General features: G+C 45.8%; 18 protein-coding genes. 5 read left to right on the forward strand and 13 right to left on the reverse strand.

From position 1 onward, the window contains the following. Positions 1 to 41 precede the first annotated feature (41 nt). Complete coding sequence (locus tag HDC91_RS03670; RefSeq protein WP_183548542.1) at positions 42 to 971, forward strand: hydroxypyruvate isomerase family protein; 930 nt, start codon at positions 42 to 44, stop codon at positions 969 to 971. An 8-nt stretch (positions 972 to 979) separates the two neighbouring features. On the opposite strand, the gene HDC91_RS03675 is transcribed toward HDC91_RS03670, so the two are convergent. The 11 genes from HDC91_RS03675 to HDC91_RS03725 all read right to left on the reverse strand — a co-directional run bounded on the left by HDC91_RS03675 (position 980) and on the right by HDC91_RS03725 (position 13,159). After that, positions 980 to 1,354 carry a hypothetical protein gene (locus tag HDC91_RS03675; RefSeq protein ID WP_183548543.1) on the reverse strand — a complete coding sequence of 125 codons (375 nt, stop codon included), beginning with the start codon at positions 1,352 to 1,354 and terminating at the stop codon, positions 980 to 982. A 55-nt stretch (positions 1,355 to 1,409) separates the two neighbouring features. Next, a complete protein-coding gene (locus HDC91_RS03680) occupies positions 1,410 to 2,609 on the reverse strand; it encodes a hypothetical protein (RefSeq protein ID WP_255476650.1) in 1,200 nt (399 codons plus the stop codon). Between the two features lie 134 nt (positions 2,610 to 2,743). After that, positions 2,744 to 4,093, reverse strand: a complete 1,350-nt coding sequence (locus HDC91_RS03685) for a glycoside hydrolase family 140 protein (protein WP_183548544.1) — start codon at positions 4,091 to 4,093, stop codon at positions 2,744 to 2,746. 6 nt (positions 4,094 to 4,099) lie between these two features. Continuing rightward, complete coding sequence (locus HDC91_RS03690; protein WP_183548545.1) at positions 4,100 to 6,262, reverse strand: PQQ-binding-like beta-propeller repeat protein; 2,163 nt, start codon at positions 6,260 to 6,262, stop codon at positions 4,100 to 4,102. A 341-nt stretch (positions 6,263 to 6,603) separates the two neighbouring features. Continuing rightward, a complete protein-coding gene (locus HDC91_RS03695; RefSeq protein ID WP_183548546.1) occupies positions 6,604 to 7,035 on the reverse strand; it encodes a GNAT family N-acetyltransferase in 432 nt (143 codons plus the stop codon). Positions 7,036 to 7,301: 266 nt separating this feature from the next. Further along, complete coding sequence (locus HDC91_RS03700) at positions 7,302 to 9,233, reverse strand: glycoside hydrolase family 97 protein (RefSeq protein WP_183548547.1); 1,932 nt, start codon at positions 9,231 to 9,233, stop codon at positions 7,302 to 7,304. 245 nt (positions 9,234 to 9,478) lie between these two features. Further along, on the reverse strand, positions 9,479 to 10,618 hold the full coding sequence (locus HDC91_RS03705) for an acyltransferase (protein WP_183548548.1): 1,140 nt from the start codon (positions 10,616 to 10,618) through the stop codon (positions 9,479 to 9,481). Positions 10,619 to 10,626: 8 nt separating this feature from the next. Next, positions 10,627 to 11,175 carry a HAMP domain-containing histidine kinase gene (locus HDC91_RS03710; RefSeq protein WP_183548550.1) on the reverse strand — a complete coding sequence of 183 codons (549 nt, stop codon included), beginning with the start codon at positions 11,173 to 11,175 and terminating at the stop codon, positions 10,627 to 10,629. Positions 11,176 to 11,179: 4 nt separating this feature from the next. Further along, positions 11,180 to 11,518 carry an STAS domain-containing protein gene (locus HDC91_RS03715; RefSeq protein ID WP_183548552.1) on the reverse strand — a complete coding sequence of 113 codons (339 nt, stop codon included), beginning with the start codon at positions 11,516 to 11,518 and terminating at the stop codon, positions 11,180 to 11,182. Further along, positions 11,515 to 12,651 carry a SpoIIE family protein phosphatase gene (locus tag HDC91_RS03720; RefSeq protein WP_183548554.1) on the reverse strand — a complete coding sequence of 379 codons (1,137 nt, stop codon included), beginning with the start codon at positions 12,649 to 12,651 and terminating at the stop codon, positions 11,515 to 11,517. The genes HDC91_RS03715 and HDC91_RS03720 overlap by 4 nt, the downstream gene beginning before the upstream one ends. A gap of 7 nt (positions 12,652 to 12,658) precedes the next feature. Further along, complete coding sequence (locus HDC91_RS03725; protein ID WP_183548556.1) at positions 12,659 to 13,159, reverse strand: hypothetical protein; 501 nt, start codon at positions 13,157 to 13,159, stop codon at positions 12,659 to 12,661. Between the two features lie 55 nt (positions 13,160 to 13,214). Between HDC91_RS03725 and HDC91_RS03730 the strand changes: the two genes are divergently transcribed. Next, positions 13,215 to 14,138: a glycosyltransferase family 2 protein gene (locus HDC91_RS03730; protein ID WP_183548558.1), complete on the forward strand. Its 924-nt coding sequence runs from the start codon at positions 13,215 to 13,217 to the stop codon at positions 14,136 to 14,138. Next, on the forward strand, positions 14,135 to 15,310 hold the full coding sequence (locus tag HDC91_RS03735) for a glycosyltransferase family 2 protein (protein WP_183548560.1): 1,176 nt from the start codon (positions 14,135 to 14,137) through the stop codon (positions 15,308 to 15,310). The genes HDC91_RS03730 and HDC91_RS03735 overlap by 4 nt, the downstream gene beginning before the upstream one ends. 136 nt (positions 15,311 to 15,446) lie before the next feature. Here the strand turns inward: HDC91_RS03735 and HDC91_RS03740 are convergent, their stop codons facing one another. Beyond that, a complete protein-coding gene (locus HDC91_RS03740; protein WP_183548562.1) occupies positions 15,447 to 16,343 on the reverse strand; it encodes an SMP-30/gluconolactonase/LRE family protein in 897 nt (298 codons plus the stop codon). Position 16,344: 1 nt separating this feature from the next. Continuing rightward, on the reverse strand, positions 16,345 to 17,862 hold the full coding sequence (locus HDC91_RS03745; protein WP_183548564.1) for an alpha-L-fucosidase: 1,518 nt from the start codon (positions 17,860 to 17,862) through the stop codon (positions 16,345 to 16,347). Between the two features lie 112 nt (positions 17,863 to 17,974). Between HDC91_RS03745 and HDC91_RS03750 the strand changes: the two genes are divergently transcribed. Further along, positions 17,975 to 20,128, forward strand: a complete 2,154-nt coding sequence (locus tag HDC91_RS03750) for a glycoside hydrolase family 3 N-terminal domain-containing protein (protein WP_183548566.1) — start codon at positions 17,975 to 17,977, stop codon at positions 20,126 to 20,128. Between the two features lie 173 nt (positions 20,129 to 20,301). Continuing rightward, positions 20,302 to 20,757 (forward strand): DUF4268 domain-containing protein, encoded by a 456-nt coding sequence (locus tag HDC91_RS03755; RefSeq protein ID WP_183548568.1) that lies wholly within the window; start codon positions 20,302 to 20,304, stop codon positions 20,755 to 20,757. Positions 20,758 to 20,800 lie beyond the last annotated feature (43 nt).

Here is a 20,800-nt window from a genome sequence, read left to right on the forward strand (position 1 = left end):
TTACAGCCCTTTTATTATCAATCAATTGTAACACCTGTACCATGAACAGAAGCAAATTCTTAAAAAACAGCGCGTTGGCAGCAAGTTCGCTTTTAGCCGGTAACGCGGTTTTGGCTAGCACAACAAGTTGCAATACGGGCGCGCCGGCGGCGCCCGGCAAGCCTTTTAACATGAACTATGCACCGCACGATGGCATGTTTAAAAATTCGGCAGGCACAAATTTTTTGGATCAGATACAGTTTATATACGACCAAGGCTTCCGGAGCATCGAGGACAACGGCATGAGCGGCAGACCGCCCGCCGAGCAGGAAAAAATTGGCAACCTGCTGGCAAAGCTCGGTATGGCTATGGGTGTTTTTGTGCTCGACAAAGGTGGTAACGGGGCTAATACACTGGCAGCAGGCAAACAGGAGCATGTTGATATTTTTTTAAAGGGATGCCGGCAGGCGGTTGAGGTATCTAAACGCTGCGGCGGTAAGTTAGCCACCGTCGTACCCGGCGATTTTGCCCGCAACCTGCCCCTCGATATCCAAAACGCGAACGTAATAACTGCCTTAAGGAAAGGTGCCGAAATATTGGAGCCGCACGGCATTGTAATGGTGCTTGAGCCTTTAAGCGATACCCCCGATCTGTACCTGCGCACGTCTGCGCAAACCTATATGATATGCAAAGGGGTTAACAGCCCAAGCTGCAAAATTTTGTATGATATGTACCACATGCAGAAAAATGAAGGCAATACGATCAACAATATTAAGCTTGCCTGGGACGAGATCGCGTACTTCCAGATAGGTGATAACCCCGGCCGTAACGAACCTACCACCGGCGAAGTTAACTACAAGAATATTTTTAAATTCCTGCACGAAAAAGGCTACAAAGGTATATTGGGTATGGAGCACGGTAACTCAAAACCCGGTAAAGAGGGTGAGCAAAGGGTTATTGCGGCTTATAGGGAAAGTGATAGTTTTTTGTAGTAGATTAATTATGAAACAGTGCCTATCCAGACCCCTGCAATTAATGTCAATATGCTAAATGCCCATTTTCTTGTTTCATCGTCATACCTTGCAGATAAAATAACGAATAATGCAGCGCAACAAAATATTAAAGAAAAGCCAACTTTAACCCAGAAAATATTGTCAGATGGTTTATCTCCTAAATACTTTGCTGAATTTTTCGGATTAGTAAAATAGCTATCATTTGGTTTGGCAGAACTATTTGAATATCTATCCCAATTTATTGCGTTAAGATTTTTGTTAAAATCGGATTGAGCTTTTTTAATTGACAAAAACTCCCAGACGCCTAATGATAATATTACCACTAATATTATTAAACTTAACAAGTTGATAGCTCTGATCATGTTTAGGTTAAATAGGGTTGTATCAAATATAATGATTAGTCATTATTAATAGTGCTTATCTGCCCGAAGGCTCATAAGCATACACCACATGGTAAGGCGTACTTTTTAGCTTGGCCGACATTTGACCTATTCCCAGGTTCTCAACCTGAGGGGTTGGCTCACATATCGAGTAGGTTTTACCCTTGTACACAATGGGGTAGCCCACTGGGTGGCTAAACTCAACCGCCATGGTAATATGGGTTGGATAAAGCAGGGCTATCATGGGCAGGTTATATATTTCTTTTACCAGGTAAAAGAACAGGGCCGCGCGGTCATCGCAATCGCTGTAATTGGCGGCCAGTGTTTCTCCCGGCGACAGGCGTTTCTCTTTACCGTAGTTGTCATTATCGTTCTCATATAAAAACGCATAGCGGGTAAAGCGCATCAGGTAATCAACCCCCTTTTGCTCGTTCATCCCTTTCATATTCTTTTTTAACAACGGGATAAGCGATCCGTAAGTTTCCTTACTCAGCGGGATATTAAAATATGTTTCAAAACTAACACCCGGGTAATTGTTAAACGCCTTTTGCTGATCGGTATTCAGCTTTACCTTAAAATAATATTTCTTATGATCGTACTCAAACGATACCTGTTTCTCGATGTCGTGCTCGGGCATAAAATCGGGCATCATGGTTACCCGGTACGAGAACGCTCCCGTTGCCCCGGCTATAGCGATATTTACGGGTACAGGCGGGTCATCATTAAGGTTGGCGTTAGCATAATCATGAATGTTAAGGCAAACGTATTGCTTGCCGTTGATCATAAAGTATGGTATATCGCTGATATCTTCGGTGTTGTAAACATAAAATATCACCTTGTTACTTGTTAGCGCCAACCGCGCGTCATATCCCGATTTATTTAGCATAAACCACTTATAAAAAGTGTACCTGCCATAATTTTCTTCCTTAGGGCTTATTTGCTGCGCTACCCGGCGAACAAGCTGGTAATACAGCCAGTCGTTAAGCTGATGTTCTTGCTTATAGGCCAAAAGCGAATCTATGATGGGCTGGCTCTTTGCCGCGTTAACAGCGGCATATCCTTTTTTGAAGCTTTCGGAGCTAAACCGCTGCGGAATATCTACCATAACAGACCTATCTACCACAACAGTAAACGGGTCTTTATAAAAATCTACGCGTACCTGCTGCCCCTGCCCTTTTACGGCAGTAAAACACACTGCAAAGCACAGTGTAAACAAAAAGCATGAAAGCGCGCGCATGGGCTTAACAATTTGGTTACATTAAATGTACGTTATTTTAACGATTATTTAATGCAAAAAATTCTTTAAATCGCTATAAGTTACAGCAATTGCCGGCTGTTTTGCTGCGCGCAAATTAACAGGTTATAAAATGCTTACAGCTTTTGGTATTGCTTAGCGGCATCATCTAAAACCAGTACCCAATCTTGCCCGTAACCGTTTGACGGCGGGCTGAATTTATTGTTCTGCCGGTTTGAAACTGTTCCGGCATCCCGGGTTTTACCATCGCGCGGGTTATACCAGTAAGCGTTTAAGGTGTTACCTGATATTTTATTGGCAACCACGGTAAACGGCTCGCCGCTGGCCGAGTAAACAAATATGTAATCTGTACCCCGTGCGGCCTGGATACGCCCGGGCGCGGGCTTGTCGTTTTCCAGCACTACCGACTGGTCGGGCACCCTGTCCAGCAACGGGTGCGATTCCATTAGCCTGCGTACATGACGCATCTGGTTGGCGCCCGGCAAATCAACAGCAACGAACCAAAACATGTGCGGGCCGTTTAGCGGCTCGTGCTCCGGCGAATACATCTGCCAGATGTCATGGCAGCCATAAGTATGCCCAAAAGCCCCGGAAAACAAATCTAAATAGGCTGATTTCCGTACGTCGTAAGCGCTTGAAGTGCCCAGGTCATTCACATTAAAACAAACGGGATGGTCTTCGTAAATGGGTTCGCCGTCAATAGTCGGTTTTGTTGGCTGGGCGTTGTACGATGCGTTTATCCTGTCGTAAACCGGCGTATCGCGACAATGCCCGGTCTGGAACATGTTAAAGCTAAACCAGCCCTCGTTCCTGAACCACTCTGCCGAGCCCAATTGGTTTGGCTGGCAGTGATAACTGATAATGGCTTTGTTATTGGTTACCTTCATAATGGCCCGGCCCATAGCGCGCCAAACAGCAATATCCTGTTCACCGCGGGGCTGGCGGTCGCCGCCCAATATCCAAATGATGTTGGTTTTGTTTTTATAACGGTTGGCCAGCCACGCGGCATAAACAGCCGCGTTCTTTTCGTTCAGTATTTCCGGGCCTTTGCCCCAGGTGCTTGCATTAAGTTTATCACCCCAGGTTGGCAAAAAGGCTATGGTGATGCCATATTCTGCAGCTTTATCGATAATATAATCCACGTGTTCAAAATACTTTGGGTTAGGCCTGGTCAAATCCTCATTTACCAGGGGTTTCTCCCCATAAGCATTTGGCTCGCGGATGCCATCCAGCTCGGCAAGGGCAACAGCCTGCACAACCGTAAAGCCCTGTTCGCTCCGTTTTTTCAGGTACCTGTCAGCATCCCCGCGGTTAAGGCGATGGAACAGCTCCCACGCGGTATCACCCATCCAGAAAAATGGTTTGCCCGCCTTAAGTATATTATGCTTATCGGGGCTAACGCTAAACTGTGCCGATGCAAGCTGCACTGCAGCGATAAAAACGATCAATAAACTATATTTCCTCATGTCAGATCATTTTGACGGCAGGGCGAAAGCCACATAGCTATCGCCCGACTTTGTATTCATTTTACCGCCGCCACAGGCTATCACAATATATTGCTTTCCATCAATTTCGTAAACCGACGGTGTTGCGTAACCCGGCGCCGGCAGCGTAACCTGCCAAAGCAGCTTACCGGTTCTTTTATTGAAAGCGCGGAACTTACCATCTTTGGTAGCCGCAATAAACAGCAGTCCGCCTTTGGTTATAACCGATGCACCATAATTTTCGGTACCCGAATCTTCTTTTCCGTGCGGAAATTCAGGATCGTTCCCCAAAGCTCTTTTCCAAACAAATTTACCTGTATTAAGGTCAATAGCGTTAAGGGTGCCCCAGGGTGGTTTTATACCGGGATACCCCTCTTTGCTTAAAAATTTATTGTAGCCTGCCATCGCGTACGGCAGGCGGTAATACTCGTCGTTTTTACTAAATTCGTCAATAAAGCTTTTAGGCTGCTCGTTCCCGATATCGAGCACAAACGAAGCTATAGCTTTACGCTCCGCGGGCTTAAGCTGCCTGAAAGCCGGCATCATCCTGCGCCCGGATTGTATCAGCGTATCAAACTGCAAGGCATTATATTTTCTGTTGATATTGATAAGCGAGGGAACGGTACCCGCGCCTTTGCGGTCTGATCCGTGGCAGGTCATGCAGTACGATCGATAGAGCCTTTGCCCGGCAAGCAGGTTGGTTTCGCCCGCCCCGCCTTTGGTATCAACGGTGAGCATACTTATGGCCCAGGCCATTTCGTTTGCGTTAACGTACAGGATACCTGTTTCCGGGTCGTAAGACGGGCCGCCCCATTCGCCGCCTCCATCAAGCCCCGGGAATTCCACGATTCCACCAAGTGTTGGCGCGTTGAACATATGATTGGTACGGTAGCTTTTAAAGGCCGCCAAAACCGCTTTTCGGGAGCTATCAGGCATGTAAGGGTTCAGTTCCTGCTCGGTTACCAGCTGGCGCATAAACGGGGCAGGTGCGGTTGGATAAGGCTGTGTTGGCGATAGCTTCTCGCCTTTCAGGTCGGTAAAGGTTGGCACCGGTTTTTCTACAATGTCGTAAACGGGTTTCCCCGTTTCCCTGTCGAAAGTGAATATAAAACCTGTTTTGGTGGTAACGGCAACAGCGTCAATATTTTTCCCCTCTTTTTTTATGGTAACCAATGCCGGTGCGGTTGGGATATCCCTGTCCCAAACATCGTGATGAATATCCTGAAAGTGCCATTTAAGCTTGCCTGTTTTCACATCAAGCGCCAGCAGGCAATCGGCGTACAGGTTATTGCCCAGGCGTTTTCCGCCATACCAATCGTACGATGCCGAGCCTGTGCAGCCATAAACAATACCTCGCTTTTCATCAAGGCTAAAGCCCGACCATGCATTTGCACCGCCGATGTATTTCCAGGCGTTCTTGTCCTCCCACGATTCGAAACCCGGTTCGCCGGGGTGCGGGATGGTGTGGAATATCCATACCTGTTTACCGGTAAGCACATCAAAGGCCCTGATGTGACCGGGTGCCGCGTGCGCGCCCTCGTCTACGCGCGTGCCCATTACCATAATATTACGGTACATGATAGGCGGCGAGGTTGCGGTAACAAACAGGTCCTTTACGTCGCGGTCAAGGCCGTCGTGCAGGTCAAGCTTGCCTTTATCGGCAAAGCTGCTGATGGTTTTGCCGGTTATGGCATTTATGGCATAAAGGTAAGGCCCGGCGCTGTAATATATCCGTTTATCTTCACCATTGGCCCAGTACGCCACCCCGCGCGAATTGTTCATGATAAAAAACATCTTTTTGTCCTTAGCCAACGAATCGAAGGGGTTAAACTGCCATTTTTCCTGGCCGGTGGTGGCATCAACAGCAAACAACTTCATTTTTGGCGTGGTGCCATACAGTACCCCATCCATAACAATGGGGTTACACTGTATCTGCGAATGGTTTATGGTGTCGGCATCACGGGTGTGGTATGTCCACGCTACCTGCAGCCTACTAACATTTGTGGTATCTACCTCGGTTAATGAAGAATAATGAATGTTTTCATTTGAACCTTTGTATTGCGGCCAGGATCTGTAGTCCTTTTTTTGGTTACAGCCGTATAGCAATACAAAAACGGCCGCCGCAAAGGGCAACCCAATAATTTTTTTCATTTATAATTCAGGTTTAGCGATCAAGTTAAAAATAAATTTTGTGATGTATATCAGGGCTGGCCTGATCGCAGCATTTTTTATAGCGGGGCCGGCTGAGCTTGCCTTAAAATCGGCAGCCCTGGCACCGGCGGGTTGGTGTGCAGCGGCCTTAAATAGCTAATATCATTTATTAGTCGCTGATAAACAAGGCATTAACTTGGGTAGAACCCAGTTTTGGCCGTGGTGACGCTGTTGCGCCACTATTAATATCAACTTCCTGATAATCAGGCGTTCATGAATGTTCACGGTGTTCACGTGCGCCGAACGTGAACACCTGCCGGTAAGCGATCAATTATTCCTGATTACTTGTTTTTAATAATAAGGTCGTTTACATCATCAAGCAGAAAGCAATGTGTAAAATTGGTCATACCGGTTTTCGGGTAATAATTTACAGCGGCCGGCGCGGCAAGCAATATGAGTTTGGCTTTTGGCGAATGCTTTTTGGTTTCGGCTATTAACCTAACCCCAATCCCCGATCGCTGATACGCCTGATCTACGGCAAGATCCGACAGGTAAGTGCAAAAAGCAAAATCAGTTAACGCGCGCGATAAACCAATCAGTTTGCCATCCAGCCGTGCGGTAACTATCAGGTTGGCGTTTTGCAGCATATTCTTTATACGTTCGGCATCGTCAACAGGGCGGCGCTCGGCAAGGGTGCTGCGGTTTAATACGTCAATAAATTCATCCGCGTTAAGCGTAAGTTCGCGCTGGTAAACAATTTTTGAAATGGACATTGTAATGGGTTTAATTGTAAATTATAATTTTAAAGGTACGGCGGGCCATGTTCAAATTTTATAATTCTCCAAACGAGCTAAATAGTCCAATAAATATAAATGGTTTAGTCCAGTTAATACTGCGCCGTAAAGGTCAGCCCGGGATTTGCTGCGCGCATAGCCAGGCAACGGGCTTATCGATGATGCAACACCTACCGTGTATAGCCAAATGGCAACCTGCCAAAACAAAAAAACCGGCTTTTGAGCCGGGCTTTAAATCACTTAGATCAGGGTTTTAGTTCTAACACAAACCCACCTTTTGGCATCATGGTAACCATAAGTTTGTTGTCTTTTTTCTTTACCACATCGTTATGAACGATGGTGCGTGTGGTACTGCCATCAGTAAATAAGGTTCCCCGATAACTTTTTTTGTGGTCTAAAAACGGCAGGTTTATGGTGTAGTTTTTAGAAATATTTTCGCCATTAATACCGGCAATATACCAGTTTTTGCCTTTACGCCTTGCTATAACTGCGTCTTTACCGGGCTCGCCCTGTATCAACCTGGTTTCATCCCAGGCGTTGGGCACATCGCTTAAAAACTTTTTTACAGCCGCATCCTGGCTCAGGTACGATGAATCGCTGTCGGCGAAATGCATCATACCCGATTCGAATACCACGCTTAAAGCCAGTTCGTGGGTGTTGGTGGTAGTATGGGGGCAACACTTATAATCCGAAAACGTTACCGGCGTATAATCCATAGAACCGGCTACGTTGCGGGTATAAACGTATATGGTGTTCAATTCAGCAGCATCCATGGCAAATCGGGGGTCCCATCCATAGTTCTCTGCCCCGCGTACCGACTCCATTGATAGCAGATTGGGGTATGTGCGTGCCCAGCCCCGTGGCATGGTACTTCCATGAAATATCACCATGATCTGCTGCTGGGCAGCATCCTTTAAAATATCCAGGTACAGCTTCATAACATCCTGTTTATCGCTTTGAAAAAAATCAACTTTAATGGCTTTGACTCCCCAATCGTGAAGTTTTTTCATCTCCAGTTTCCGGGTATCCGGGTTAAACATCACATCGCGCGGTTGTTCTGTAACGTTGTTATGAGGCCCGCCAGAGTTATACCATAAGGTTAGTTTTACATCCTTCTGCTTTGCGTATTTAACCAGATCCTCGATTGTACCGCCTTCAGTGGGTATATTCCAGTTAGCATCTACCAGTGAATATTCCCAATTCATTTTAGCCGACAGGTCGATGAAACGTTTCATCGTGGGAATGTTACGGCTGCTTGCATGGTCGCTCCACCAGCTCCAAGACGAGCGGCCGGGTTTAACCCACGATACACTGCCAATTGCATTTGGCTGCGCTAAATTATTAACCAGGTTTGACTGTACTATAGCCGACGTATTTTTACCGGCTATAACAAGCCGCCACGCGGTTGCAAAAGGCGTTACTGCAACCGGGTACGGGCTACCCTGCCCCAACCCTTCGCCTGCCAGCGGGAACGCAATTTTATACACGCCGTTATCGCAGTTTTGCTGCAGGTGCATGGCAGCGTTATCCGCAGTAATGTTACTTTCTGCTATAAACAACCAATGGTCTTTGGTATGAAAAAGGGCGGGAAAAGCCCAGCCACTGCTATCTTTGGCAGCGGTTCCGGCTGCTATGCCATTTTTAAATACATTTTCGTAGGCGGGGTCGTGGCCATAGGGCTGCATCCATGCAGAGGCTTCGGGCACGGCGAATTCTGTAAGTTCTTTTACCAGCGTATAGGTTTTAGCTGAATCGGGGAAACGATACCTGAAGGCCACACCATCATTATAGGCGCGCAAATCAATAGTTACCTGGCTTTGTTGCCCGTTTGCAAAGGTGATGCTCGCCTGGTTAGCGTTTGCGCGATATACCCCGGTTTTCCCCGCAGGCAGGGTATATATTTCGTTAATTTTACGGGTAAGCTCGTTCACAAAACTCAGTTCGCCGGTAAATTTATCAGTAGAGCTTTCAATTCCCAGTTTTGAACGACGGATGATATCGGCGCCGTTATTTTGCACATAATAGCTCAAACAGCCGTTATTTAATTCAAGGTTTATTTGAAGGGAACGATCTGGCGAATAAACCTTCCATTCTTTAGCTGTTTGCGCCAAAGTTGCGGTGAGTAACCCTAAGCTTACTGTTAATGTTAAAGTAAGTTTTCTTAAAAATGTATTCATTAGTTTTTCCTGTTAGGTGATGGAAGATTAGCAGTGCTTGCTGATTAGCTATACCGGCACACGCCGAAGTTACGCACATGCAGTTATTAAACAAATTCCCCTTCGTTTTATAACAACGCCTTTATAAAACCCAGGGAAGGTTTTTGTACCATTTGCAAACAGACTTATTTAAACTGTTATCATTGTATTCGTGCGTTTAAACCGGGCAAATGGCTGATTGTATTCGTTTAAGCCCGCGCACCAAATCAACTGTGTGATGCTACCTTCTGAAACCGGGCTTTTATACGAAGGAAATAACGTTCGTACCCATAATATGATAAAGTAGCCAGCGCAACTACCGCAACTACGGTTACAACATAAATTACGATATTTTGCACCAACAGACCGGTGCCGTTCATATACGTTTTTACCAGGTAAAACACCATGAACAGGGGATATTTGTGCAGCAGGTATATTCCGTAAGATATTTTGCCCATGTACTGTAAAGGCCTGCTCTTCAAATTAAAAATACTTGTGGCAGGCTCACATAAATTTACAATAAGCAGGGCTGCCAACAGTGCCATAATCATATCGCCCTGTGGTATTTCGTGCTTTAAATAAAAGTAAATAAATATTACAAAAGCCGTAATCGACAACCATTGTGCAACGCGGGTAAAAAACCAGTCGAAGAGCTTCTGAAACCTGAATGTAAACGCGCGATGTTTGGTATTGTAATAAAGCGTAGCTACAATTGCCCCGATCATCATATTATCAAACCGGGCATAATATAAAAAAAGCCCTAAATTTTTTGTGAACGGCGTGCTTACCGGGAAATTGCGCACCGCGATATTGATGATTATCAACATGCCTGTTATGATGATAAGTGCGTTAAAAATATTCTCGGGCTTCTTTATTTTAAAAATGTGGGGATGAAAAATATAAAATTGTTCTTCGGTGCCGATAGACCATATCGGGTCGAATATGGAAGGAAGCATTTTTAGGCAAAAGGCAAGGTTGGGCAAAAAAAACACGCTTAGCCATAGCGCGGTAGACGAGCCTTTAGCCGGGTATACAAAGAAACCTATTATAACCACCAAAAAATACAGCGGCCAAATACGAAGGATGCGGCGTATGTAAAAATCTTTGAGGCTTACGGTTTGATATTTCTTCTTTTCGACCAGCAGCAGGTAGGTGATCAAAAAACCACTGAGCGCAAAAAATATAGTTACACCTATTTTACCAAAGTTTTGCAGGCTGATTGCCAGTTGCTGCAACCCATATTCGGTTTTATGATATTCGATATGCGATACCACAACCATCAAGGCCGCTATTGCCCTTACGCTATCTAAATTTGAAAAATAGACCGGACTTTTGTTATCCGCAGTGGCTTGTTTATGGCTTTGCATACGCTGCTTTACATCTTATTTATTATCGCGGTAAAGTTATTTGTGCACGTATCAATATCAAATTCATAAGTAAATGTATCGCATGCACGGGTAATTATCATCAACCCAAAATGTTCTGTCAGGGTATTAATATCAAGCGGACCTGTTTCCGTTACCTCTTCTATAAAAAACTGAAGCCTGCAATTGTTTGTTAACCTGGCGTTCAAAATGGCACTGGCATCGGTATAAACCGTAATTACCTTATTGCCGTAATGCTTGCCCGGCAAGGGCCATACCATCAAATTTTGGTTACTGCTAATGGTAAGCCCGTTACCGGTATCAATTTTTTTAATGGCTATCTGCGCGCCGGTTACAGCAACTTCAATAATAGTTTCGCCCCCGCCCGAATGCTTTAAGGAGTTGGTAAGCATTTCAACCAACACTAACTTTAATTTAGATACCGTACTATCGCTTACCTTACCTGTGTTGGTAATATGGTCGATGATATCGATCATCGATGGATAAAGGCTCTCGGCAAGGTTATTGAACGCAAACTTTTTTAAGCTGGCATTGTGCATAACATTAGCTTTTACGCTCAGCGGCATCTGCTACCGAACCATATACCATAAATGCCTTATCAAGCCTGATCAACTGAAATAAACCCGCTACGTCTTTATTCAACCCGGCCACCACTATTTCTGCCTTGTTGGCTATGGCATATTTAAGCGATGAAACCAGCGCACCCAGAAACGAACTGTCTACATATATCACCTGTTCAAAATTTACAATAATGTACTTGTTTCCGTGGTCAATCAGCTTTGTCATCTCCTCTTTAAAACTGTCAGATACGGTAAGGTTTGCTTCCTTTACCTGTATATCAGCTATCAAAGCATTGTTTTGCGTGTTGGTTGTTAATATCATGAACTTGTTTTTTGTAAATAAATTAAGCTGCAATCATCTATATGTGCAGTCGCCTTTTCTTTTAAAAACCCGCTTTGTTTAAAACTGGCGAAAGGCTGGGTCAGGAAGGGTGTTACGGCCGTAGTAAAGGTTTCGTAATCGGTTTTTTTTCCTTTTTCCGTCTCAAAATCAATTATACCATCTGTAAACGCAAACAATCTGTCGCCGTTGGTAAGTTTTAGCGTCACCTCGTCAAAATCACCATCGGGCATCAGGCCAAGCAACATCCCGCCCGACCGTATCTGCGTCAAGCTGCCATCGGCGTGGTTATAATAAAGCAAGGGCAGGTCGCCCGCGCCCGAGTAGGTTATGGCCGAGGCAGCGGTGTCTATCATAATAAGCGACAAGCTCGACAGTACATCGTTCACCACCGGATCGTGATACACCACCGCGTTAATTTTCTGCAGGATACTTTTTGTAGAGAAATTGCCCTCGGATATGCAGATCCGCACTGCGGCACGTATATAACTTAAAAAGCCGAACGAAAAGTACCATGCGCCCCACTTTTTCCCCATTACATCGCCTAAAACCACAAAGGTGTGCCGCTCGTCAATTGTAATAAAATCAATAAAATCGCCACCGGGGTAGTTCTGAAAAGATGTATGCCAAAAATCTATTTCGAAACCGTTTACAGCCGGCAGCGTTTGCGGCACCGAATGCAGGTTTAACGCCATGGCCGCAACGCTTAGCTCTTTCAGCGTGCGTTCATGTTCCTCCCGCACGCTATTTAAAAAGTTGTTTATTTTTGATACCACCACCGGCAGCGGGGTATCCTTCAAAATATAATCTACTGCCTCCAGGTTAATACCTTCCAGCATCAGATCGTTATCAACCTCTGATGTAAGGAACATAAAAGGGATATCCTTATACGCTGGCATGGCTATCAGCTTTTGCCTGAACATAAAACCATCCATATCGGGCATGTGATAATCTGACAGGATAATGTCCGGCCGCTCTTGTTTAAGCATATCCATCGCCGCATTTGCCGAAATGGCTTTCATGCAGTAAAAACCTTCTTTGCTCAAAGCCCTGCCCATCATCTCTAAAACAATCGGGTTATCGTCAACCAACAGAATTTTTTTTAATACGGGCATATTAAGGTCATGCGGTGCGTTTTTTTAATAAAGCGCTTAAAAACAAATATACGCCTGTAAACACAATAAGCAATGCTATCAGGTCCATTAGGGTTACCCCATCGTTATCGTTAAAATAAAAAACCGTAAACATTTCAAAATAGGGTGGCGCAGGCATTATGATCATGGCCATACCCAGGGTTATCATTACGATGCCTATAATGATGATAACAAACTTTTTTACCCTTTCGTGAGTGAGGTATTTTTTTGAAACATCGGTATCTAACTGGTGCTGCGACAGCAACATTTCCAGGTCGTTAAGCAGGTCAACCCTATCGCGGTCGGTATCCAGCTCTTTGAAGGCCTCAATGGTTTTTGGCAAGGATGCCTCATCAATAGCATTATTTATTTTTTGCTGTATGGCTTTAGCTTGTTTAGCATCAACACTACCTTTTTGAAGCAAAGCCACCAACTCATCAGCTTTCTGGTCAATTAATGCGGCTTCGTTAAAAACTGGTTTATCCTTCAATTTAATAATTTTTTTACTGAACTTTTGCTAATATTAGGGCATTAAAAAATACTGCATGAAAAAAGTATCTGTTGTCACCATAAATTTCAACCAGGACAAAGTTACAGAAGAGCTTTTAGTATCAATTGCCCAAACCAACACCTATCAGAACCTTGAGGTGATTGTTGTAGATAATGGCAGTACTGTTAACCCTATCCCATTATGGACTGTTAAATACCCCGATGTTAAGTTTATACGGTCTGAACTTAATTTAGGTTTCTCTGGCGGCAACAATATTGGTATTGCACAGGCTACCGGCGATTACTATTTCCTGGTGAATAACGATACCGAATTTACGCCCGGCCTGGTTCAGAAACTGGTAGATATTTTAGACACACACCCACAGGTAGGCATTATATCGCCCAAACTTGTTTATGATTTCGACAGAAGCATTATACAGTATGTAGGCTTTACCCAGGTTGATTACTACACCTGCCGCAACCGCGCTGTCGGTAAAAACGAGAAGGACATAGGGCAGTATGATAACCTGCTGGGGCAAACAGGTTACTGCCATGGCGGTGCTATGATGGTTAAAAAAGAAACCTGCGAAAAGGCCGGCTTAATGGCCGATAACTTCTTTATTTATTACGAGGAAGTAGACTGGGGCGAACGCATTAACAGATCTGGCTACCAGGCCTGGGTGCGCGGCGACGCCGTTATTTACCACAAAGAATCAATGACGGTGGGCAAGAACAGCGCTTTTAAAGAGTACTTTATGAACCGCAACCGCATCCTTTTCATCCGCCATAACGCGCCTGCCTTTAAAGCCCTTGTATTTTATTTTTACTTTGTTTTACTTGTTGTGCCGCGCAACATTGTAAACTACATTAAGGAAAAAAAGTACGATTTCATCAGCATACTTTTCCGCGCTATCTGGTGGAATATTACCCATAGTAAGCATAGTACCGAATTAGGCTTCACTATAAATAAAGTTTCATGATACTTACCTTCTGGATAAGTTTATTCGTTGCCTTTTACACCTTTGTCGGTTACGGGTTCTTGCTGTATTTTATCATAAAAATCAAACGGGCTGTTAAAGGTAAACCTGTTATACCGGCTGTCGCAGATGATGGCCTGCCTACCTGTACCCTGGTTGTTGCCGCCTATAACGAAGAGCACTTTATAGCGCAAAAAATTGCCAACAGCCTGCAGCTGAATTACCCGGCAGGCAAACTTAAATTTGTATTTGTAACCGATGGCTCGACAGACAGGACGGCCGAAATAATTGGCCTGCACCCGCAGATACAACTGCTGCACCGCCCCGGGCGTGCCGGTAAAATTGCCGCCATACACCGGGCAATGGAGTACGTGGAAACGGAAGTGGTGGTTTTTACCGACGCCAACACTTTTCTTAACCCAGAAGCCATTACCCGCATTTGCCGCCACTACAGCGATAAAACAGTGGGCGCCGTTGCCGGCGAAAAGCGGGTGCAGATAGATGCCAGCGCCGATGCCAGCGCAGCCGGAGAAGGCTTTTACTGGAAGTACGAGTCGGCGCTTAAAAAGTGGGATTCGGAGCTTTACTCGGTAGTGGGCGCGGCAGGCGAATTGTTTAGCGTGAGGCGTGATCTGTACCAGGATGTCCCCTCGGATACAGTGCTCGACGATTTTATGATATCGATGCTGATTGCAGCCAAAGGTTACCGCATTATTTACGAACCCGAAGCTTACGCGCTGGAAACCGCATCTGAAAATGTATCGGAAGAGCTGAAGCGCAAGATCCGTATTGCAGCGGGGGGCATGCAATCTATATTACGTTTAAAAAACCTCTTGTTTTCTTTTAAATATCCGGTGCTGTCGTTCCAATACGTAAGTCACCGTGTGCTGCGGTGGACGGTGACCCCCTTCTTTTTGATAGTGGCGTTCATTACCAATTTTGCCGTAGCATTTGCAGGGAAGGGCTTTGTATACGAAGTGCTTTTTGCCGGGCAGGCATTGTTTTATTGCCTGGCCATCTTCGGCTATATTATGGAGGAGCGCCACATCCGCATCAAAGTGCTTTTTATCCCTTACTACTTTTGCGTAATGAACTACGCGGTAATAGCAGGTATTATCCGCTACTTTACCACGCAGCAAAGCTCCGTTTGGGAAAAAGCACAAAGAAAACATTGACGGGGTTAATAAACGTTGTCTGGTGAATCTCACCCGCCCGTCATTGCGAGGTACGAAGCAATCTCAAAACTTTTCATAACCGATATGCTTCAAGGGAGATTGCTTCGTACCTCGCAATGACGGTTTTTACAAGTTATTATTCTACCCCTCTTACATTCATCCTCATCACATAAACAGCCTTTGATGCCGTTATAAACAACGTGCGCCTGTCCTTGCCTCCAAAACAAACATTGGCAGTCCATGGTTCGGGAACAGCTATATGGGCAAGCTTTTGCCCCTTGGGGTTGTAAATGGTTATACCATTACCTGCCGCGTACAGGTTACCCTGCTCATCAAGGGTTAAACCGTCGGCAGTTTGCTCTGCAAATACCTGGCGGTCGTCTAAAGTGCCGTCGGTATCAATATTGAACTTGTATATTTTACCATCGCCAATATCGGCAACATACAGGTAGTTACCGTCCGGCGTACCCACAATACCGTTTGGCTTTTTTAAAGTTTCATCTGCAATGACAGGCTGCAACACGCTGTTATCCAGATAATAAACCTTTTCCCCCTCAAGTTGGGTTTTGGTGCGGGTCCAGTAATCGCGCTGATAATATGGATCAGTAAAATAGATGCCGCCTTTTTTGTCTACCCACAGGTCGTTGGGGCCATTAAGCAATTTTCCGTTAAGATCTTTTAGCAGTACCTTAACCTTTCCTTCCGGGCTTATTTTCCAAAGCCGGTTATGCTCATCGGCGCATACTATGAGGTTACCTTTACGGTCAAAATACATGCCGTTCGGCCGCCCGGCATTCTCCATAAAAACGGAGAGCTTGCCATCGTTACCGTACTTCCAGATACGGTTATTCGGCTGATCGGTAAAAAAGATATCACCCAGCTTATTCACCGCCGGCCCTTCCGTAAAAACAAATTGCCGCGAGATTAGCCTGGGTTCTTCGCCGGCATCAAAAAGCGCCTTGTTCTGCGCAGAAACATTTGCAAAAAGCACCGAAAAAACCCCGAAAAAATTCAAGAATTTTCTAAAATTCATCTCAAAATTTGTGTGCCGTTTTATTATCCATTAGGGGTGATACGTCGTTAAATTTGGCCTCTTTGTAAAGCCCGAAATCGCTCAGCGCAATACAAGCCGGCGACTTGATAATGCGCAGCCGCACTTTGCTTGTGGTAATATCGTTATCCAGTTTTATAAGCCTGTTGCCGCCAATACTGGTGGCTTTTGCTACCTCTTTCCACCGGCCGTTCTGCCAGGTATCTACGGCTACTTCTTCTATCCGCTGGCCAAGCTTTATGTTCTCGCGCAGGCGTATCACGTTAAATGTTTTGGATTGATGAAGATCAAGTATCAGTTGAGGTGTATGCACCTTATCGTCTGTAGACCAATAAGTATATCTATCGGCATCTAACAGGTTTGCAGGGCCAAATTTCGCTTGGTTATGCCCTCTGGTGTTGCTTGCAGTAAGCGTTGCACCTTTAGCAAGGTTAACCGCGAACGTGCGTTTTAAGATATCTCCAAAAGCTTTCAATGAGGCAACATCATTAGCACTTAACTGACCTGTCCTGTCGGGCGATAATCCCAGATCAAGCGCCGCGCCGCGGCCTACGCTTTGGTAATAAAGCTTTAAAAGCACCTGGGGTGTTTTCACAGAATCATCCTGCCGCTGGTGGTAAAACCATCCCGGCCGCAAAGACACATCACATTCGGCCGGCATCCAGTACTTTCCGTCGCGGTGACCTTCTGTTCCTTCATAGTCTTTCACATACCCGTTGCCTGGCTTTTTACCCGCATCAGGGGCATGGGGTGTATAGGTGGCCCAGCTGGTTTCGCCGGCCTGGCCGCGCTCGTTACCTACCCAGCGCACATCAGGGCCTACATCGCCAAATATTACTGCGTTGGGCTGCATTTTGCGGGTAATTCCCCAAGTTTCGTCCCAGCCGTAGTAAACGGAGCGATCTATTTTTCGTTCCTCTCGCGCTCCGCCATAATAGCCGTCGCCGCCGTTGGCGCCATCATGCCACGATATAAAAAGCGGGCCGTAATTGCTATAAAGCTCTTTTAGCTGCTCGCGATAGATCTGCGTAACATACTCAGGCTTACCGTACAAGGCGCTGTTCCTGTCCCACGGCGAGCAGTAAACACCCATCTTCATACCCAGTTTATCGCATGCCTCGCGGTATTCGCGCAAAATATCGCCTTTGCCATTTTTGTACGGGCTTTTACTGATGTTATGTTCGGTTGTTTTTGTTGGCCACAGGCAAAAGCCATCATGGTGCTTGGCCACCACTACAATACCCTTAAAACCGCCGGCTTTTGCGGCGCCCACAATTTGCATAGCACTAAAATTTGATGGATTGATCAGGTCCGGGCTTTCGTCGCCATAGCCCCACTCTTTGTCGGTATAGGTATCTACACCCCAGTGTATAATACAATACATGCCGGTTTCCTGCCAGTTAAGCTGGCCCTGTGTGGGCAGCGGGCCATAAGGTTTTGGTGCCGGTTGGGCAAAGGTTAGTGAGCTGAAAAGGAGTAAAAGCAGCGTTAGGTATTTCATGTTCATTGGTTGATGAAGCAATAGGTGCAAGCTCAAAGCTAACATTTACACACAAAATAATTGGCAGAGCGGCCTATTTCTTTTAAGTTAGCATTCCCATTATCCCGCCTGTATGAAAACTCGTTTCTGTTACCTGCTGCTTTCATTTTTAATGCCGATAGCAGTTATCGCGCAGCAAAAAATGATCTATAAAGACAGTAAGCAACCATTAGACACCCGTGTAAAAGACCTTGTATCACGCCTGACATTAGAGGAAAAAATAGCCCTGTTAGGCTATCAAAGTAAAGCAGTGCCCCGGCTTGGAATCCCTGCTTATAACTGGTGGAACGAGGCGCTACACGGCGTGGCAAGAGCTGGCGAGGCAACCATTTTCCCACAGGCTATTGGTATGGCGGCAACCTTTAACGATGACCTGCTGAAACAGGTATCAACCGTTATATCCACCGAAGCAAGGGCAAAGTACAATCTTTCTACCAACATGGGCAGGCGGCTGCAATATATGGGTCTTACCTTCTGGACGCCTAACATCAACATCTTCCGCGACCCACGCTGGGGCCGCGGGCAGGAAACTTACGGCGAGGATCCGTTCCTTACCTCGCGCATGGGCAGGGCTTTTGTAACCGGCTTGCAGGGCAACGACCCGCATTACCTAAAAGCCAGCGCCACGGCCAAGCATTACGCCGTACATAGCGGCCCCGAAGCAGGCAGGCATGAGTTTAACGCCATCATTGATGAAAAAGACCTTCGCGAAACTTACCTGTATTCGTTTAAGTACCTGGTAGATGGCGGCGTGGAAAGCATTATGTGCGCTTACAACCGGGTAAACGATGAGCCTTGCTGCACAAGCAATACTTTATTAAAAGATATTTTGATGAACGAATGGAAATTCAAAGGCCATGTAGTTACCGATTGCGGCGCTTTGGATGATATTTACCTGCGCCATAAAACGCAGCCCGACCAGGTAATAGTAGCTGCAGAGGCTATTAAAGCCGGCGTTGACCTGGATTGCTCTACCCTATTGCAAAACGATGTAATGCGGGCGGTTAAACGCGGCTTATTAAAAGCAAGCGATGTGGATAAGGCCTTATCGGCAACGTTGCGTACCCAGTTCAAACTTGGTTTTTACGACGATGCATCGCTTAATCCTTACCACGGTTACGGTGCCGATAGCGTGCATAATACCCGGCATGTGGCTCTTGCCCGCAAGGTTGCACAGCAAAGTATGGTACTTTTAAAGAACGATAATCATATACTACCGCTCAGCCGAAGTAAATACAGCAGCTACATGGTTGCGGGGCCCAATGCTACGTCGTACGACGCGCTGATAGGCAATTATCATGGCACCGGCAAGGTTATCAACTTTGTTGAGGGCATAACTGCGGCTGTTGGCCCTGCCGCGCGGGTTGAGTATGACCTTGGCGCAGATAACCGCGATACTACCCATTTTGGCGGTGTTTGGGCCGCAGGCAATGCCGATGTTACCATTGCGGTACTTGGCCTTTCGCCGGTTAACGAGGGCGAAGAAGGCGACGCTTTCCTGGCGCCAGGCGGTGGCGATAAGCTGGATATTAGTTTGCCCGCAAGCCATATTGCATACCTAAAACGTCTGCGAAGGGATGTTAAAAAGCCCATTATTGCAGTGATAACAGCAGGCAGTGATGTGGATGTTGCGGCCATCGCTCCTTATGCCGATGCCGTTATACTGGCCTGGTACCCCGGCGAACAAGGCGGCAATGCGCTGGCAGATATTTTATTCGGCGATGTATCGCCGTCGGGGCATTTGCCGGTCACTTTTTATAAATCGCTGAGCAACCTGCCCGATTATAAGGACTACAACATGAAAGGCCGCACCTATCGTTATTACGACGGCCCGGTGCAATACCCTTTTGGTTTTGGCATGAGTTACACCACATTTGCTTATACTGTCGATAGTAACTTCAAAACCAAATACAAACCTACTGATACCATCAGTGTTAGCTTGAACATTAAAAATACCGGCGAATTTAACGGCGACGAGGTTGTGCAGGCTTATATCCAATATCCGCAGGTGGATAGGATGCCACTGAAAGAATTAAAAGGATTTAAGCGTGTAAGCGTGTCCACAGGCGGGCAACAAGCCGCAACCATTCGTATACCGGTGAAAGAGTTGCAGAAATGGGATTTAGGCACAAACAAATGGAAGCTTTACCCGGGAGAATATAAGCTGATATTGGGAAGTAATTCGATGGACGAGAAGATAAGTTTGAAATTTGATATTAATAACTGATCCTTTACCGCGTCATTGCGAGGAACGAAGCAATCTCTTTTGAACAGTTGTACACCTTGCACAAACGAATTGCTTAAAGAGATTGTTTTGTCGCTAGGCTCCGCGCAATGACGATCGAAGCGAGTGGCTATCTTGCTGTTTAGAACTATTTATTTGTCATTTTTGTTACCTTCATGTACTCTAAAGATCAGGCATCGCAGTTAAAACAAGCATTCTGGACAGCGTTTGGGCAGTATATGGTGCCGGTGCTTTCTGCCGAAGGCTTGCGTACCAACTGGATAAACTATAAAACGGGCGTTAAGCACATCTACTTCCGCATGCAGGCCGATAATAAAACGGCAAGTATTTCCATCGATATCACCCATCCTGATAAAGAATTACAGCAGCTTTTTTTTGAACAGTTTACCGCTTATAAAACTCTGCTGCACAGCAACTTAAACGAAGACTGGGAATGGCAGCTGCACACAACGGACGAATATGGTAAAACTATCAGTCGTGTTTATACCAGCATCTCCCCTGTCAGCATATTTCAAAAGGAAGACTGGCCAAAGCTGATCTCGTTCTTCAAGCCCCGCATTATTGCGCTGGATGAGTTTTGGACTGATGTGAAGGTTGCGTTTGAGGTGTAAGTAAAAACCTGTCATGCAGAACGCGAGTGAAGGGTGACAGGTA

The sequence above is a fragment of the Mucilaginibacter sp. AK015 genome, from assembly GCF_014200785.1.
Taxonomy (GTDB): Bacteria; Bacteroidota; Bacteroidia; order Sphingobacteriales; family Sphingobacteriaceae; genus Mucilaginibacter.

Bases quoted from the DNA above. Each gene is read 5' to 3' on its own strand.
- HDC91_RS03670 (WP_183548542.1), top strand. From the start codon at position 42: ATGAACAGAAGCAAATTCTTAAAAAACAGCGCGTTGGCAGCAAGTTCG.
- HDC91_RS03675 (WP_183548543.1), bottom strand. From the start codon at position 1,354: ATGATCAGAGCTATCAACTTGTTAAGTTTAATAATATTAGTGGTAATA.
- HDC91_RS03680 (WP_255476650.1), bottom strand. From the start codon at position 2,609: ATGCGCGCGCTTTCATGCTTTTTGTTTACACTGTGCTTTGCAGTGTGT.
- HDC91_RS03685 (WP_183548544.1), bottom strand. From the start codon at position 4,093: ATGAGGAAATATAGTTTATTGATCGTTTTTATCGCTGCAGTGCAGCTT.
- HDC91_RS03690 (WP_183548545.1), bottom strand. From the start codon at position 6,262: ATGAAAAAAATTATTGGGTTGCCCTTTGCGGCGGCCGTTTTTGTATTG.
- HDC91_RS03695 (WP_183548546.1), bottom strand. From the start codon at position 7,035: ATGTCCATTTCAAAAATTGTTTACCAGCGCGAACTTACGCTTAACGCG.
- HDC91_RS03700 (WP_183548547.1), bottom strand. From the start codon at position 9,233: ATGAATACATTTTTAAGAAAACTTACTTTAACATTAACAGTAAGCTTA.
- HDC91_RS03705 (WP_183548548.1), bottom strand. From the start codon at position 10,618: ATGCAAAGCCATAAACAAGCCACTGCGGATAACAAAAGTCCGGTCTAT.
- HDC91_RS03710 (WP_183548550.1), bottom strand. From the start codon at position 11,175: ATGCACAATGCCAGCTTAAAAAAGTTTGCGTTCAATAACCTTGCCGAG.
- HDC91_RS03715 (WP_183548552.1), bottom strand. From the start codon at position 11,518: ATGATATTAACAACCAACACGCAAAACAATGCTTTGATAGCTGATATA.
- HDC91_RS03720 (WP_183548554.1), bottom strand. From the start codon at position 12,651: ATGCCCGTATTAAAAAAAATTCTGTTGGTTGACGATAACCCGATTGTT.
- HDC91_RS03730 (WP_183548558.1), top strand. From the start codon at position 13,215: ATGAAAAAAGTATCTGTTGTCACCATAAATTTCAACCAGGACAAAGTT.
- HDC91_RS03735 (WP_183548560.1), top strand. From the start codon at position 14,135: ATGATACTTACCTTCTGGATAAGTTTATTCGTTGCCTTTTACACCTTT.
- HDC91_RS03740 (WP_183548562.1), bottom strand. From the start codon at position 16,343: ATGAATTTTAGAAAATTCTTGAATTTTTTCGGGGTTTTTTCGGTGCTT.
- HDC91_RS03745 (WP_183548564.1), bottom strand. From the start codon at position 17,862: ATGAAATACCTAACGCTGCTTTTACTCCTTTTCAGCTCACTAACCTTT.
- HDC91_RS03750 (WP_183548566.1), top strand. From the start codon at position 17,975: ATGAAAACTCGTTTCTGTTACCTGCTGCTTTCATTTTTAATGCCGATA.
- HDC91_RS03755 (WP_183548568.1), top strand. From the start codon at position 20,302: ATGTACTCTAAAGATCAGGCATCGCAGTTAAAACAAGCATTCTGGACA.